Source organism: Sphingobacterium wenxiniae, assembly GCF_900116225.1.
In the GTDB taxonomy this organism is placed as follows: Bacteria; Bacteroidota; Bacteroidia; order Sphingobacteriales; family Sphingobacteriaceae; genus Sphingobacterium; species Sphingobacterium wenxiniae.
Window position 1 is genome coordinate 59082 of sequence record NZ_FOZZ01000013.1, and the last position, 15402, is coordinate 74483.

The window sequence follows — 15402 nt, forward strand, 5'->3', positions numbered from 1 at the left end:
ATTATTTAAACTTACTTGCCAATGCGGCCAGTTTAGCAGCCATATCGGTTTCCGGTTCTCTTTTTTTATCTTTTTCGGAACGCTTGCGTGGTGCCGGTCCGTCCTCTGTTTTCATGGACAAGCCTATACGATTACGGCGTTCATCTATTTCGGTCACAGTCACCATCACTTGCTGTTGTACCTTAACTACTTCGTGTGGATCAGATACAAAACGGTTAGCCAACTGGCTAAGGTGAACCAAACCATCTTGATGCACACCAATATCCACAAAAGCACCGAAATTGGTAATGTTAGTAACAATCCCCGGCAATCTCATACCTATACGCAAATCGGCAATACTATTTACACCATCAGTGAAAGAGAAAGCCTCAAATTGTTCACGCGGATCTCTTCCGGGTTTGGACAGCTCAGCAAGAATGTCGTTCAAGGTAGGTAGTCCAACATCTTCACTGCTATATTTCTTCAAGTCAATTTGCTTGCGCAGTTTTTCATCACGCATCAAATCTTCTACCTTCACCTGTAAATCTTTTGCCATTTGTTCCACCAAGGCATATCTTTCCGGATGAACAGCAGAGGCATCCAAAGGATGTTCACCGTTTCGTATACGTAAGAATCCTGCAGCTTGTTCAAAAGCTTTATCACCCAGACGAGGTACTTTCTTCAATTCACGACGGGAGCGAAAAGGACCATTCGCCACACGGTAATTCACAATCTGCTGTGCCAAAGACGGTCCTAAACCGGACACATAAGCCAAAATTTGCTTGGAGGCCGTGTTAAGCTCTACACCCACAGCATTTACGCAGGAGATAACTGTATCATCCAAGGATGTTTGCAACTTGTTTTGGTCTACATCGTGCTGGTATTGTCCTACACCGATAGATTTTGGATCAATTTTTACCAATTCCGCTAACGGATCCATTAACCTCCGACCAATGGAAATAGCTCCACGCACTGTCACATCATAATCCGGAAATTCTTCACGTGCCACTTCGGAAGCAGAGTAAATAGATGCTCCCGATTCATTGACCATGACAATTGTTACATCTTTCAGACCAAGCTTTCGGACAAACTCTTCGGTTTCACGTCCCGCAGTGCCATTACCCACTGCAATGGCTTCAACAGCATATTTTTTCACCAAAAGTTCCACTGTTTTTGCAGCTTCGCTCAATCCACCGGCACCATTATGGGGATAAATCGTAGTATTCTCCAACAAGGTTCCTTGCTCATCCAACACGACAGTTTTACAACCTGTTCGGAAGCCCGGGTCTAAAGCCAACAATCTTTTTTGCCCCAAAGGTGCAGCCAATAGCAATTGACGCACATTGTCCGCAAAGACTTTAATGGCTTCTTCATCGGCTTTTTGTCTGGTCAATACACGTACCTCGGTTTCCATCGATGGCTTTAATAGACGTTTATAGCTATCTTGGATAGCTAAACCAACCTGCTCAGCAGCCTCATTACGGCCTTTGATGTATTGCTTTTCTATGATGGGTAAAGTCAATGTTTCGTCTACCTGAATATCCAAATACAGCAATTCTTCCTTTTCGCCTCGGCGCATTGCCAACACACGGTGTGAAGGTGCATCTTTCAACGATTCAGACCATTCAAAATAATCTTTGTACTTGATAGCTGCCTCCTCTTTTCCGGGAACAACACGAGCTACAAACTGACCTGCATCTACAAAGGTCTTACGCACTTTTGTGCGCACTTCGACATCCTCGGCTATTTGTTCTGCGATAATATCTCGAGCACCTGCTAACGCTTCTTCAAGGGAGTTAACGCCTTTCTCCTCATCGACAAAAGCCTCTGCCAGGGTTGTCACATCATTGGAGCTTTGCTCCAACAGTGTGTCCGCCAAAGGTTGCAGACCTTTTTCTCTTGCCATCGAAGCCCTGGTTTTGCGTTTTGGCTTATAAGGCAGGTAAATATCTTCAAGGATAGCCATGGTTTCTGCTTCCTTGACTTGTTTCTCCAGTTCTGGAGTAAGTTTCCCTTGTTCGGTAATAGATTTCAAGACCGCTTCTTTGCGCTTGTCCAAATCACGAAGCTGTTGAACACGGTCACGGATATTGGTAATCTGTACCTCATCCAGACTACCGGTCAACTCTTTACGATAACGGGCAATAAAAGGTACTGTTGCGCCCTCGTCAAGCAGATTGATGGTGGTTTGCACCTGTCTGCTGCTGACACCCAACTCTTGCGAAATAATAATTTCGTACGTCATATAGGAATTAAAATTTTCAGCGTAATGTATAACGCTTAGACTATGTTAAAAAAGAAAGCTGTAGACCTTAGCCAACAGCTTTTTAACCAATTATATTGTAATAAGATTAAGCGTTTTTGGTTTGTTCATCTGATACAGGGGCATCTGAACTTTCAGAAGCGGTCGCTTCTTCCACATTGGACTCCTCGCTATTAGCGAAGTGGTCATTATATCCGTATGTATAATGCTCCTCTCCGGAGGATGGTTGTTGTCCGGGATTATGCTGGTAGGTATTTTCAGGAGCAGTGAACTGTGGAAAAGATTTCTTGACTTCCTCTGTTTCTTCAACTTTTGCTACCTCTTCTGTTCCTACTTCAGCCTGTTGATTGATTTCATTGGCTATCGCCGCAGAAGTAGGATGCGTCTTAGCTGCAGGTTTATCCTCTACCGTAACATCCAAATCCTTCTCAAAATTATTGATCTGGTCTGAAATTTCCTGCTTAATGCCTTCTGAAGCATCCTTAAACTCTCTGATTCCACGACCTAATCCACGTGCCAATTCAGGCAATTTCTTTCCACCGAATAATAACAAGATAACGATGACGATAAGAACCATCTCTTGTGTACCGATATTCATAAATGCTAAACTCATCTTTCTTCTCTTTTGCTTTACTAAGATGCTAAGGTAAGTGTAAATTTAAAAAACCTCAACATTTTGGTGTAATTATTTAGTAACAAAATCATCTTATCACTTGAAAGGAAAAAAGGTGCAGTAGACTACGAACAGTGATTTAACAGTTTTTAAATCCGTACCTTTGCGCTCGCATGATATCGAAGTATTACAAACAGAATAAGCTTTTTTATTGGAGTGCCTTTGCTTTGGCAGGACCGGTGGTTATCTCGCAATTGGGACATACCATGGTGCAGACAGCCGATACGATTATTGTTGGTAAATTTGCCGGCACCATTCCTTTGGCAGCCGTATCACTTGTACATTCCGTATTTATCATCGTCATGGTAATAGGATTAGGCGTTTCCTACGGACTGACTCCCTTGATTGCTCAAGAAAACGGCAAAGGCCGCAAAGACAATTGTGGTAAACTTCTTTCCAACAGCTTGTGGCTGAATATCCTTTCGGCTATCGTACTTTTTTGTATTGTCAATTTTGGCTCGATGTATGCCATGGAGCATTTGGATCAGGATCCACGTGTCGTAGAAACAGCAAAACCATACCTCTTGGTACTCATGCTTTCCATCGTGCCTTTGATGGTCTTCAATACGTTTAAGCAATTCGCTGAAGGGTTGGGTTTCACGAAACAGGCTATGAGCATTACGATATGGGGAAATATTTTGAATATCGTACTGGCAATTGTTTTTGTTAAAGGGATGTTTGGGTTGAAGCCTATGGGCATTGTCGGAGTGGGGTATGCCACACTGATCGATCGAGTGCTTATGATGATAGCCATGTCAGCCTATGTGCTACGTTCTAAGCATTTTAAAGTATACATCCAACATTTCAAAATTTTTCATTTTGATACTCCACAAGTAAAACGTATTTTCAAAATCGGTGCACCAGTTGCTCTACAGTATGTTTTTGAGGTAGGGGCTTTTGCTTCGGCTTCCTTAATTGCCGGAAAGATCGGGGCTGTGGAACAGGCCAGCCATCAGGTAGCAATAACCTTGGCTTCCATGACCTATATGATGGCCAGTGGGATTGCAGCAGCAGCAACCATCAAAACTGGGAATAGTTTTGGTAAGCACAACATTTTCCGTGTTCAAAAGTTCGCAACTGTTTCCTATCATCTGGTATTATTATTTATGATTGCCTGTGCACTGATTTTTGCAATCTTTAATCAGTACCTACCCTTGATGATTAGTGACGATCAGCAGGTAATTGTGCTTTCCGCCCAACTCCTGCTTATAGCAGGGCTTTTTCAACTTTTTGACGGTACACAGGTTGTGGGCTTGGGTGTATTGAGAGGATTGGGCGATGTGAATATACCTACGCTGATAACTTTTATTGCCTATTGGATAATCGGGATTCCCTCGGCTTATCTCTTCGGCATTTACTTTGATTTGGGTGTACAAGGTGTCTGGTACGGCCTGACTTTAGGTCTGTTGACCTCTTCGGTATTACTATTTGTTCGCTACAAACATGTACTACGCCTAATGAAAAAACGGTTCTAAAAAAGGGAAGGGGATGTCGATTTGACATCCCCTTCCCTTTTAAAATTTATATCACCCTATTCATGTCCCATTCTTCCAGATAATCCGCTACGCGCTTCAAGAAAGTTCCTCCTAACGCCCCATCGATAATACGATGGTCATAAGACATAGACAGATACATCATATGACGAATAGCAATCACATCTCCATGCTCCGTTTCTAACACAGCCGGACGTTTCTTGATCGTTCCGACAGCCAAAATAGCCGCTTGTGGTTGATTGATAATCGGCACCCCCATAATATTTCCGAAGGCCCCTATATTGGTAAAGGTGAATGTTCCGCCTTGCGTATCGTCTGGTTTGAGCTGATTAGCACGGGATCTATGTGCTAAATCGTTCACCGCTTTGCTTAACCCTACCAGACTCAGTTGATCCGCATTTTTGATAACAGGAACAATCAAATTGCCCGAAGGCAAAGCTGCCGCCATCCCAATATTAATATTTTTCTTTTTGATGATATTATGTCCGTCAATAGAAACATTGACCATCGGAAAGTCTTTCAAAGCTTTACTGATAGCCTCAATAAAAATCGGCGTAAAAGTGATATTTTCCCCTTCCCGTTTCTTGTAGCTATCTTTTACTTTATTCCGCCAGTTTACTAAGTTGGTCACGTCTGCTTCCACAAAAGAGGCTACGTGAGGGGATGTTTTCACACTATGTACCATGTGATCGGCAATGAGTTTACGCATGCGATCCATCTCGATAATTTCATCGCCGGCCGATGTCGTTCCTACAGGTGTAACCGTTGTTTTTGGCGGCATGGGGATTGTCGCAGGCTGCTCTGTTGTTTTTACAGCAGATGCTGCGAATGATTTCCCTCCTGTCCTATTAGACAAATATCCGAGAACATCCTGTTTGGTCAAGCGACCTTCTGCTCCTGTTCCAGGAATATTATCCAATTCTTCTTGACTAAGACCTTCTTCTTGAGCAATATTTTTCACCAAAGGTGAATAGAAACGTGCGCCAGAGTGAATAGTTGTTTTCTCCTGCACGGAAGGTTCTTCTAAGAGTTCTGTTCCAGGAATAGTCATCTTATTATCTTCTTCAATAAAAGGTTCTTCTGTTTGTTCTTCCTGCTCAGTAACAGATTCCGCTACAGGAGCAGTTGCTATTTCCGCATTTACTGGATCAGCATTCTCTTCAACAGCAGAGCCTTCGCCCTCAATTTCTAACAAAGCGATGGCCTCTCCAACTTGTACAATCTGATTCTCTTCGAAAAATTTCTTAATCAATTTACCTTTCACCGGCGAAGGAACATCGGAGTCCACTTTATCAGTTGCAATCTCTACTATGGCTTCGTCTTCCTCTATCATCTCCCCTATCTCTTTCACCCATTTGGTAACGGTGGCTTCAGAAACACTCTCTCCCATTTTTGGAAGCAGCAGTTTATATATTCCCATACGTATGTCTGTTCATTGAATGAAACACTAAAATAGCATTTAATCCAAGTAATACCTATAAATAAAATTAAATTTTCATATTTCCAAAATTACAGAATGTTATTTGGAATATATTTATTGCTCCTTTTGGAATAAATCCCATAACATCTGTAAGGATGCCGTAACCGAACGTTCTATATTTACCATTCTATCGTTCTTAAAGTAGAAAACACGTGCTTCTGTCGCCTGTCTTCCTGCCACAGCAACCCAGACTGTTCCCACTGGTTTTTCGGCTGTTCCACCTCCTGGTCCTGCTATCCCACTGGTTGCTATAGCATAATCTGTCCCCAAATGACTTTTTGCACCTTCTGCCATCTGTCTCACCGTTGATTCACTAACGGCCCCAAAACTTTTGAGCGTTTCTTCTTCTACTCCAAGCATATGCATTTTTGCGGCATTGGCATAAGCTACTACCGCACCATTAAACATAGCACTTGCGCCCGGGACACTCGTTATTAACGAAGCAATAGCGCCGCCTGTACAACTTTCAGCTGTAGCCAACGTACACCCTGCCTCTGTAAATCTTTTCACCAGTACTTCCTCAAAACCGATATCTTCCGTGGCCAAAACATGTTTTCCAACTCGACTCACAATACGTTCCACAAATAATTGCGTTTCTTCTTCCAAAATAGATTGGTTATTCCCTACTGCCGTCAACCTTAGTTTTACCATACCTATTTTGGGAAGATATGCCAAATGTATATGCTCTGGCAAGTCTTCTTCAATATCCGCTATACGATCAGCTAAGTGTGATTCTCCTATTCCGGTGGTCAGTATATAAGCATTATGGACAGTGGTCTCGGACTTTATGCCACTAAGCTCTGGAATAACCCTGTTTTCAATCAAAAATTTCATCTCGAAAGGCACGCCCGGCAGAAAAGCGAAAAACTTGCCATCTTTTGCCACCCACATCCCCGGTGCAGTCCCTACATCGTTGAAAAGAATCTTGGCATTTGCCAACACATCGGCTTGATGTACATTCATGGCAGGCATTTCTTCAAAGCCGGCATTGCGAAATATCCCGCGAACATGTTCCAACACTTTGGTATCATTAATCAATGTAGTATTAAAATAGGTTGCTGCGGCATGTTTGGTCACATCATCTTTGGTTGGCCCCAATCCTCCAGTTACGATAATCAAGTTAGCTCTTTCAGCTGCATTAGTCAAAGCATCAATAATAGCTGTTTTCGTGTCTGAAATAGATGTGATTTGTACAAGATGAATCTGTAAAGGGGCTAAACGTTGTGCTATCCAAGCAGAATTGGTATCGACAATCTGTCCATTCAGAATCTCATCGCCAATGGTTATAATTTCGGCTTTCATGTTTTTGTAATTAGTATTGAGTATTCAGTAGTTAGTAGTTAGTATTGAGTAAACCTCAACATCTCAATACTCATACCTCAGTACTCAATACGCTGAGTACTAATATCTATAATGACTCTCTCGTTTTGTCAGTTTTAAGTCCTGCAAGATGGAGGCTTTCGCCCGTATGGTAATGTTGTAACTTTGGTATTGCCCAAAAGGTGTCCAGCCTACTGACATATCCCAACAATGCAGATCACGATATATACTAAACCTTGTCAATGACAGTGCCTTTTGACGCAAATCATATCCTGTATTAAACTGCACTTTCCACTTCGGGGTAACATTGAAATCCCCGTTCACATTTACCGTCGCCGTAATCTGGTTACGCATAACACGATCGGTATTATCCCACACTTTAGAATAATTCATACTAAATGCTCCGTTCAGGTTCCAAGGAATATTGAAATCCACAAAAGCATTCGGATCGGTACTGATTCGGGACAAGGCCTCCGCCTGTTCCGATGTCATATTTGGCATTCTGTTCCGTAGCGAATCCAAATTATCACTTCGGCTTTTATTGGCACTGGGGTTCAAACTATAATCAAAGGATAATCCAAAATTTGTCAAACGTGCCAAAGTTCCATCTTTAATTGCAAAACGATCCACCCGCACTCCATTCTCATTAATAGTATAAGGATCAAAAGTACCATTAAAGTTCAAGTTAATTTTCTGGTTAAACAAGGATGTTCGTCCAGAAAAGTTAATCGTCGATAACTTCAGGGAATCTGCCATAAAGTTGTAGTTACCACTAAAAGTCAATCCCTGGATAATCGGTATTTTCTTAAAAGCTTCTTTACCCGTCGTATCCTTCGAGTTTCGCACTTTTGCCTCAATATTATTATCAACGGAGAAACCTATCCCCATAGATTTCCCTGCACCTGGTCCACCATAGATACCATTTTCAAATACGGAATATTTCTGTATCAACCCATCCATATTCGTATATTCTCGATAAAATCCATATCGTGCTGCCGAGAAATCAGGGCGATAATTCAAGTTGACCGAAGGCGTCACCACATGACGGATAGCTTCGACTTTACCCATTTTTGGGTACATACCATAGATTTTGGTTGAAAGTCCTGATGACACCGAATAATCATACGCTCTTCGGAATCCTTGCACCGTATCCCGCACTTCTTCAAAGCCATTCAAACGGTTTTCCAAACCCTTACGTATGGATTGTAAATACCAACGTTCGGTATAGTTTACCGAAGTATTAAATTGGAAATATTTAAAAGCATTCAAGCTTAAGCTCACCGGAATGCTGTGCTGGAAACCGTTCGTAAAGTTATTTAAAGTTTCTTTTTTGAATAACACAGAGTCTCCTGCAGTTATCGTATTTCTTCCCTGTAAGCTATACCCAACTGTGATACGTTGATACCATTTCTGCTCGCCTACCCTTTTCTTAGAATCAAACGGATTGAAGGTCGACACGTTCAAGCTGAAAGAAGGCAATTCCAGATCAACTCGTCCTGATGCCATATCCTGTCTATGGCTCAAGTTTGTTGTGAAATTGACCTTACCATCGGCAAAGACCTTTCCATAAGCAATAGATGAAGACATATTGTTTCGTACAATGTCTTGCATACTGTTGTTCTGGTTAAAACCGGTATTACGGAAGTAGGAACCTGTACCAAAATTCACCGACGCGGAGAATGACGTACCAGGATTTGCCTCTTGCCGTTGTGTATGATTCCACGTTACGTTAAAATCTTTGTTTGTCCCATAGTTACTGGTTCCTTCCACCCCACTTTTCGTACTTGCATAGCGTATGTTGAATCCGCCGCTATATTTATAATTTACAACATAATTTGTACGAACACTTGCTTCCCAAGAACCCTTAGAATAAAGGCTCGCTCTAATCTCACTATCCCAATAGTCATTGAAAGTCAAGTACCATCCCATATCACGCACTGCAAAACCACGTGTTGCATCCTCGCCGAAGGAAGGGAAAAGTAGCCCTGAAGCCTTTTTATTGTTTTTTGGAAAGAAACCAAAAGGCACACCGATAAACTTAATCGGGATATTTTCGACTTCTAAATAAGCCGGGCCAACAATAATATGATTTTTCGCCAAGAAACCTTTTGTAAACCGAATACCAAAATGCGTATGTGGATAGGGTAAGTTACAAGTACTGTACATACCTGATTTCAACGAAAGTTCATCATACAGATTTTTACGCAACACACTTGCCTGTATATATGCTCCGTCTTCTTCCGTCATGATGCCATACGTATTTCCTTCCTGTGTCTTATAATCATAAAGGAGGGAATCGACTGTCTTCGGTGTTTCACCAGGGAATATAACCACCGGTCTACCGACATATTCCCCATTGTGGTCAATGACACCACTGGCAAACAATTGGTTGGTATTTCTATCCAAACGGATATAATCAGCTGCCAATTCAAATGTTTGATATTTCACTTTAGCACCACGATATAGATGAAGAATGTTTTTATTTACTTGGTTCCATGAAGAATCATTGGCCACGATGGTCACCACAGTTTCGAGTCCATCTGGATCGGTCATGACAACAGTATCCTGTCCTTGAACCTCACGAAGATGGTTTTTTGTAGTATCGTTGACAATTAAAGTTGTATCAACAACGTTATTAGAGGTGGGTTTAGAAGGCTCTACCACTTGAGCCACACTGATGGAGAAGCTCAACAATATGAATAAAAATTGACATAAAACTCGTGCAAACGCCTTCAAAATGAATTATGAATGTTATTTTTGTATGAATCTTTTAAACTTGTTTCGGCAAAAATAGTCAAAAACATTCACATCACATGGTGTAAATAATGTTAATGAAAGATAAATTTTCAAACTATTTTTGCACTTAATTAAACGAAGGTAGATTAGGATATTATACACATGATTAGAAATTTAAATGTAAAGCCTGTCATAGCCATTTTCGCGACAGTATTCGCATTTGTTATGCTTGTTTCTTTTACATTTCCATCCCCAAATATAGCAGGCGAGAGGGGGAAAGAGACGTTTGTTGTGGTTATTGACCCTGGACATGGTGGTGATAAACCAGGGGCCAGAGGAAGAAACTCGGCTGAAAAAGATATTGTATTAGATGTTTCCAAAAAACTGAAAACACTTTTAGAACAACAAATTCCCAACACGAAAGTTATCTTGACCCGCAGTACGGATATAGATGTACCGTTCAAGACACGTTCAGAAATAGCGAACAAAAACAAGGCAGACCTTTTTATTTCTATCCACGCGAATTCAGCTGATCGCGATGTTCGCGTTAAGAACAGTCGCGGGCGCTATGTCAATTCTGTACAGCGGAATCCGCAGGTACGCGGTACAGAAACGTTGGTATTAGGATTCCACCGCACAGGCGAACAAGATGTAGCTATCCGGGAAAATGCCGATCTATTATTGGAGGATAACTACGAAGAAGAATACGGCTTCGACCCGAGGGATCCATCCACTTATATAATCTTCCAATTGATGCGGAGCCAATACCGTAAAGAAAGCATCAAATTAGCATCGCTTATCCAGCAAGAGTATGTGAAGAGTTCACAGATAGACCGTGGCGTCAAAGAACAAGGCCTCGCCGTCCTTGCCAAAGCGGCTATGCCCGCTGTATTAACAGAAATAGGATTTATAAGCAGTCCAGATGAAGAAAGTTATATGCTTTCGCAAAAAGGACAAAACGAAATCGCCCAAAATCTTGCTAATGCAGTCAAAAAATTCAAGGAATACATGAGGCATTAATTTTAGTCCTATCAGATATATTTCTTTATTATAATTAATTTCAAGTCTTTATAATTTACATATTTTAAACGTCATTCTGCTGTGTCAAACGCGTATCGTACAATAGTCTTTTTAACAGTTATCAGTTTTTGCCTATTCACCTCTTTTATTCCTGTACAACAAGAGAAGCCTCAACTTCCACAAAAGCAGATGAAACTCATTGTGCTGGATGCAGGACATGGTGGGCACGATCCTGGTGCTGTCGGACGGAGATCCAATGAAAAAGATATTGCCTTAGAAGTCACTCTTAAACTAGGGGCCAAAATAGAGAAGGAAATGCCTGGTGTCAAGGTGATTTACACACGTAAAACGGATGTTTTTATTCCGCTATACCAACGTCCTGCTGTAGCAAACGAAAACAAAGCAGATCTATTTATTTCCATCCACTGCAACTCTGGAGGAACGACGACCGTTCGTCGGAAAAATAGCCGTGGAAGATACGTGACCAGTAAAGTATTGAATACTTCCGCACAAGGTACAGAAACAATCGTAAGTGGATTCAACCGCTTAGCTCAACAGGATGCAGCTATCCGTGAGAATGCTTCCATATTATTGGAAGATAACTACCAAGAAAACTATGGTGGATTTGACCCGAACGACCCATCAAGTATGATTGTTTTCCAATTGATGAAGAACCAGTATCGCAGAGAAAGTATTAAATTAGCTTCATATATGCAAGATACATACAAGTCTTCCGGACGTCGGGACAGAGGAGTATTAGAACTATCGCTCGCCGTATTGGCAACAGCAGGAATGCCAGCAGTACTGACAGAAATCGGTTTTATTAGCAACCCAGATGAAGAAGCATTCATGCTTTCCTCGTCTGGACAAGAGCAAATCGTAGCAAATCTTTTTAACGCAATAAAAACCTATAAAACTTCAACAGAACGATAAACTTTTAGTACATTAGTTTGTTGATATTGACAGGTCTTAAAAATAACACATACAATTTTGAAGGTATCCAACGAAACAAAAGTAGGCATCATTACAGTAGTGGCATTAGCATTGCTATTTTTTGGTTATAATTTTTTAAAAGGGAACGACATATTCCAACGGGAAAACGATTTTTACACAGACTACGACAACGTAGACGGTTTGACAGTTTCGAAACCCGTTGTTGTCAACGGATACCAAATCGGTCGGGTGTCCAAACTTTCGCTTTTGGATAATGGGAAAATCCGTACCCATTTTAAGATAAAAAGTGAATACGACATCCCTTCCAACACTGTAGCTCGTATTGTCAGTGCCGATCTCTTGGGTAGCAAAGCCATTGTATTCGAGCTGGGAAACAGCAAGACTTTGGCGAAAAGTGGTGACCCCTTGTTGTCCGATGTACAAGCCAACCTTTTGGAGAAAGTTGAACCTCTACAAAAAAAGATTGAAAACCTCGTTGTGAAGCTAGACTCTGTACTTTCCGCGGTAAATACAGCTTTAAATGATGAATTTCAGCGTGATTTCAAGAGCAGTTTGCATAGTATCTCTATTTCCTTGGCAAACATGGAAAAGATAACTAGCGATGTGGAAGGGCTTATGGGATCAGAAAGAATCCGCTTTTCTAAAATCATGCAGAACTTGGAATCCATTACCAATAACTTTAAAAACAATAACGACAAAATCAATAATATACTCGCAAACTTAGATAATTTATCGAACGACCTTTCCAAAACAGAAATCAAGGCGACTATCGATAACGCCAATCAAGCGATGCAGGATGTGCAGGCCATCACTTCGAAAATCAATAACGGCGAAGGGTCTATTGGCCTATTGTTGAACGATGACAAACTTTACAACAACTTAAATAATGCCTCAGCCGAATTGGACAATCTGATAAAAGATGTCAAAGAAAGGCCTGGAAAGTATATACGATTAAGTATTTTCGGAAAAAAAGACACGAAATAAATAGAATATAAAACGGCGAACCTTAAGGTTCGCCGTTTTCGCGAAAAGCACATTATTGCTTGTTTTCTTATTTTGCCGGAATAACCGTTATCTTTCTAAACTCAACGCCGGTATGATCTCCTTGAATATAAATAGGTCCCGGTTCACCTTCGCGGCTATCCAAAGCACCTCCGGTAATACCAGGTATCTCCTGGTTGTTAATGATTGTCTTACCATTCGCAACAATAGTCACCATACGTCCGCGTAGTGTAATCTCATATTTATTCCACTCGTTAGGCCCCAAGGTTGCCATTTCGCTTGGCGCTAAGAAACCGTACACGCCACCAAAGTAAAGTGAACCCGGGTGTCTGTCTTTTGGAGAGTCTTCAATCTGTACCTCATAACGTCCGCGTAGGTAAAGTCCGGAGTTCGCACCTTCCGCATAACGGAACTCAGCAATCAGCTTGAAGTCTTCAAATTTCTGTTCACTAATCAGGTTTGCACCTGTTCCTTTATTAATAAGGATACCTTCTTCCACGACCCATTGGCTATTATCGCCCGATGTTGTCCAGCCAGTTAAGTCTGTTCCATTAAACAACTCTATCGGTTCGCCCCATTGTGCTTCACCTGTACGCACCAAGTAAGGAGCTTTCACTCCGGTAAATGGAAAAGTATTACCAGAGTTTGTCGTAATAGTACCTTTAATTTCTTCGCCTACCAGTTCACCTTCAATAGTAAACAAGCCTCCTCCCGATTCCCATTGTGGCGGAATTTCAAAGGAGAATTTCGTTCCCTGAAGTTTAATATGCGATACAGGACGGCTACTCCCGCCTTCTCCGACAAAAGCGCCTACCAAGGTACTAAAACCTGAAAGTTTCACCTCTAACCAGGAAGGAGCAGACTTCCCATCCTTGTCCACGGTAATATCCCAACGGCCAATCAGACCTTCGGCTTCTTCAGGAACTTTCTGGGCAGCTACATTGTGGATCTCATCGCCTTGCTTCTCGTTCTTTTCAGCATTGTTACAAGAGGTTGTACCCGCAATCAAAAGACACATCATTGTGCCATATCCTACATATTTTTTTAACATTATTTATAAAGTTTAAGGATTAAAGTACTAAACTACAAAAAAATCTTCCCAACCTTTGCGTGGAGGAGGGCCAATTAATAAAGATTGTGCAAATTTATTATTTGTCACCTCTTTTTTCACTGCATCAAATTCCAGCTTCGTATATAAACGCTGGGCAATAACACCCAACGAGAATACCTGAGATAATGGTGCAGACAATTCAAATGGCGAACGCGTCTTCTCCTCACCTTTGCACGCTTTTAAGAAATTAGCGAAATGATTTGACGGGGTTTCCGGCACTTCCGGCAACTTGTTTGCTAGATCCTTCGCCTTGTCTTCCGGAATGATATGCAGTATACTCGCATGTGAACCGCCTTTGAAGGTTAAATCTTTCCCATAGATAATCTTTCCCGGATTGAGCTTAGCCGGTTCTATTGCTCCCGTGCTTGGCGGTGGAATATTCGGGTCAAGTCCCGATATGCCATAACCTTCCGGAATAGGCGGCAAGTTGTCCAGACCATCGTACCAGGTCACATCTACTGCAGGCATATCTTTACGTTTCGGGAAATGAAAGGCTATAGTGGACGAGTACGGAAAGAAAAACGAATTGTGCCCTTCCAGCTTCACTGCTTCAACACGTGTCGGCAAACCTAATTCCAGAAACTCATGCGCCGTATCCAGGATATGCGCTCCCCAATCACCTAAAGCTCCCATACCGAAATCATACCAGCAGCGCCATTGCCCATTCACAAAATCGCGATTGTAATCATGTCCTACCGTCTGCATCTGCCACAAGTCCCAATCCAATGTATCCGGAATACGTTCCGGATATGGAAAACCTTTCATCCCAACATCCCAACCGTGCCAGCGCCTCGCATTATTCATGTGCGCATCGATACGCGTCACATCTTTGATAATCCCCGCATCTTTCCAAGCTTTAAACTGAAAATAGTTCGCTTCCGAGTGTCCTTGATTTCCCATCTGTGTAACCACTTTTGGAAATTTCTTAGCTTTCTGCATCAGCAGCTCATTCTCGTAAAAAGTGCGTGCAAGTGGTTTCTCCACATACACATGCTTACCCAGATCTATTGCCATCATCGTCACTGGAAAATGTGAGAAATCTGGCGTACCGATGCTCACCGCATCAATCTGGTTCGCCATTTTATCGAACATCTGCCGAAAATCCTGAAAGCGCGGAACATCTGGAAAATCTTTTAGAATAGCCTCCGTATGCGGTGCACCCATATCGACATCGCACAAAGCAACGATATTACACAAGCCCGTTTTGTACAAATCCCGGATAATCTCCCCTGCACGATTTCCTATACCCACACAGGCCAGATTCACACGTTCATTGGGTTTAGCTAATTTTGTTTCCGCCATACTGTATCGTGATAACGCCAATGCAGAAGTAGCTAGGATGGAGTTTCTTAAAAAAGTTCTTCGCGATAA

At 41.8% G+C, this 15402-nt stretch carries 11 protein-coding genes; 4 read left to right on the forward strand and 7 right to left on the reverse strand.

Annotated elements, in window-relative coordinates:
- Position 1: 1 nt before the first annotated feature.
- Together BM375_RS14915 and BM375_RS14920 are read right to left on the reverse strand one after the other, a co-directional pair.
- Positions 2 to 2224: a Tex family protein gene (locus BM375_RS14915; protein ID WP_093367217.1), complete on the reverse strand. Its 2223-nt coding sequence runs from the start codon at positions 2222 to 2224 to the stop codon at positions 2 to 4.
- 106 nt (positions 2225 to 2330) lie between these two features.
- Positions 2331 to 2855, reverse strand: a complete 525-nt coding sequence (locus tag BM375_RS14920) for a Sec-independent protein translocase subunit TatA/TatB (RefSeq protein WP_093367218.1) — start codon at positions 2853 to 2855, stop codon at positions 2331 to 2333.
- A 173-nt stretch (positions 2856 to 3028) separates the two neighbouring features.
- Between BM375_RS14920 and BM375_RS14925 the strand changes: the two genes are divergently transcribed.
- The gene (locus BM375_RS14925; RefSeq protein ID WP_093367220.1) at positions 3029 to 4390 is read left to right on the forward strand and encodes an MATE family efflux transporter; all 1362 of its coding nucleotides are present in this window, start codon (positions 3029 to 3031) and stop codon (positions 4388 to 4390) included.
- A 46-nt stretch (positions 4391 to 4436) separates the two neighbouring features.
- On the opposite strand, the gene BM375_RS14930 is transcribed toward BM375_RS14925, so the two are convergent.
- From BM375_RS14930 to BM375_RS14940, 3 genes are all read right to left on the reverse strand, one after another.
- Positions 4437 to 5828, reverse strand: a complete 1392-nt coding sequence (locus BM375_RS14930) for a dihydrolipoamide acetyltransferase family protein (protein WP_093367222.1) — start codon at positions 5826 to 5828, stop codon at positions 4437 to 4439.
- A gap of 114 nt (positions 5829 to 5942) precedes the next feature.
- The gene (locus BM375_RS14935; RefSeq protein WP_093367224.1) at positions 5943 to 7190 is read right to left on the reverse strand and encodes a competence/damage-inducible protein A; all 1248 of its coding nucleotides are present in this window, start codon (positions 7188 to 7190) and stop codon (positions 5943 to 5945) included.
- Positions 7191 to 7289: 99 nt separating this feature from the next.
- Positions 7290 to 9902 carry a putative LPS assembly protein LptD gene (locus tag BM375_RS14940; RefSeq protein WP_244525921.1) on the reverse strand — a complete coding sequence of 871 codons (2613 nt, stop codon included), beginning with the start codon at positions 9900 to 9902 and terminating at the stop codon, positions 7290 to 7292.
- Positions 9903 to 10106: 204 nt separating this feature from the next.
- Between BM375_RS14940 and BM375_RS14945 the strand changes: the two genes are divergently transcribed.
- From BM375_RS14945 to BM375_RS14955, 3 genes are all read left to right on the forward strand, one after another.
- Complete coding sequence (locus BM375_RS14945) at positions 10107 to 10964, forward strand: N-acetylmuramoyl-L-alanine amidase family protein (RefSeq protein WP_093367226.1); 858 nt, start codon at positions 10107 to 10109, stop codon at positions 10962 to 10964.
- 81 nt (positions 10965 to 11045) lie between these two features.
- The gene (locus tag BM375_RS14950) at positions 11046 to 11897 is read left to right on the forward strand and encodes an N-acetylmuramoyl-L-alanine amidase family protein (RefSeq protein WP_244525922.1); all 852 of its coding nucleotides are present in this window, start codon (positions 11046 to 11048) and stop codon (positions 11895 to 11897) included.
- A gap of 57 nt (positions 11898 to 11954) precedes the next feature.
- The gene (locus tag BM375_RS14955; protein ID WP_093367227.1) at positions 11955 to 12902 is read left to right on the forward strand and encodes an MlaD family protein; all 948 of its coding nucleotides are present in this window, start codon (positions 11955 to 11957) and stop codon (positions 12900 to 12902) included.
- Between the two features lie 67 nt (positions 12903 to 12969).
- Here the strand turns inward: BM375_RS14955 and BM375_RS14960 are convergent, their stop codons facing one another.
- Both BM375_RS14960 and BM375_RS14965 read right to left on the reverse strand, forming a co-directional pair.
- Positions 12970 to 13971: a 3-keto-disaccharide hydrolase gene (locus BM375_RS14960; RefSeq protein ID WP_093367229.1), complete on the reverse strand. Its 1002-nt coding sequence runs from the start codon at positions 13969 to 13971 to the stop codon at positions 12970 to 12972.
- Positions 13972 to 13998: 27 nt separating this feature from the next.
- On the reverse strand, positions 13999 to 15333 hold the full coding sequence (locus tag BM375_RS14965) for a Gfo/Idh/MocA family oxidoreductase (RefSeq protein WP_244525923.1): 1335 nt from the start codon (positions 15331 to 15333) through the stop codon (positions 13999 to 14001).
- Positions 15334 to 15402 lie beyond the last annotated feature (69 nt).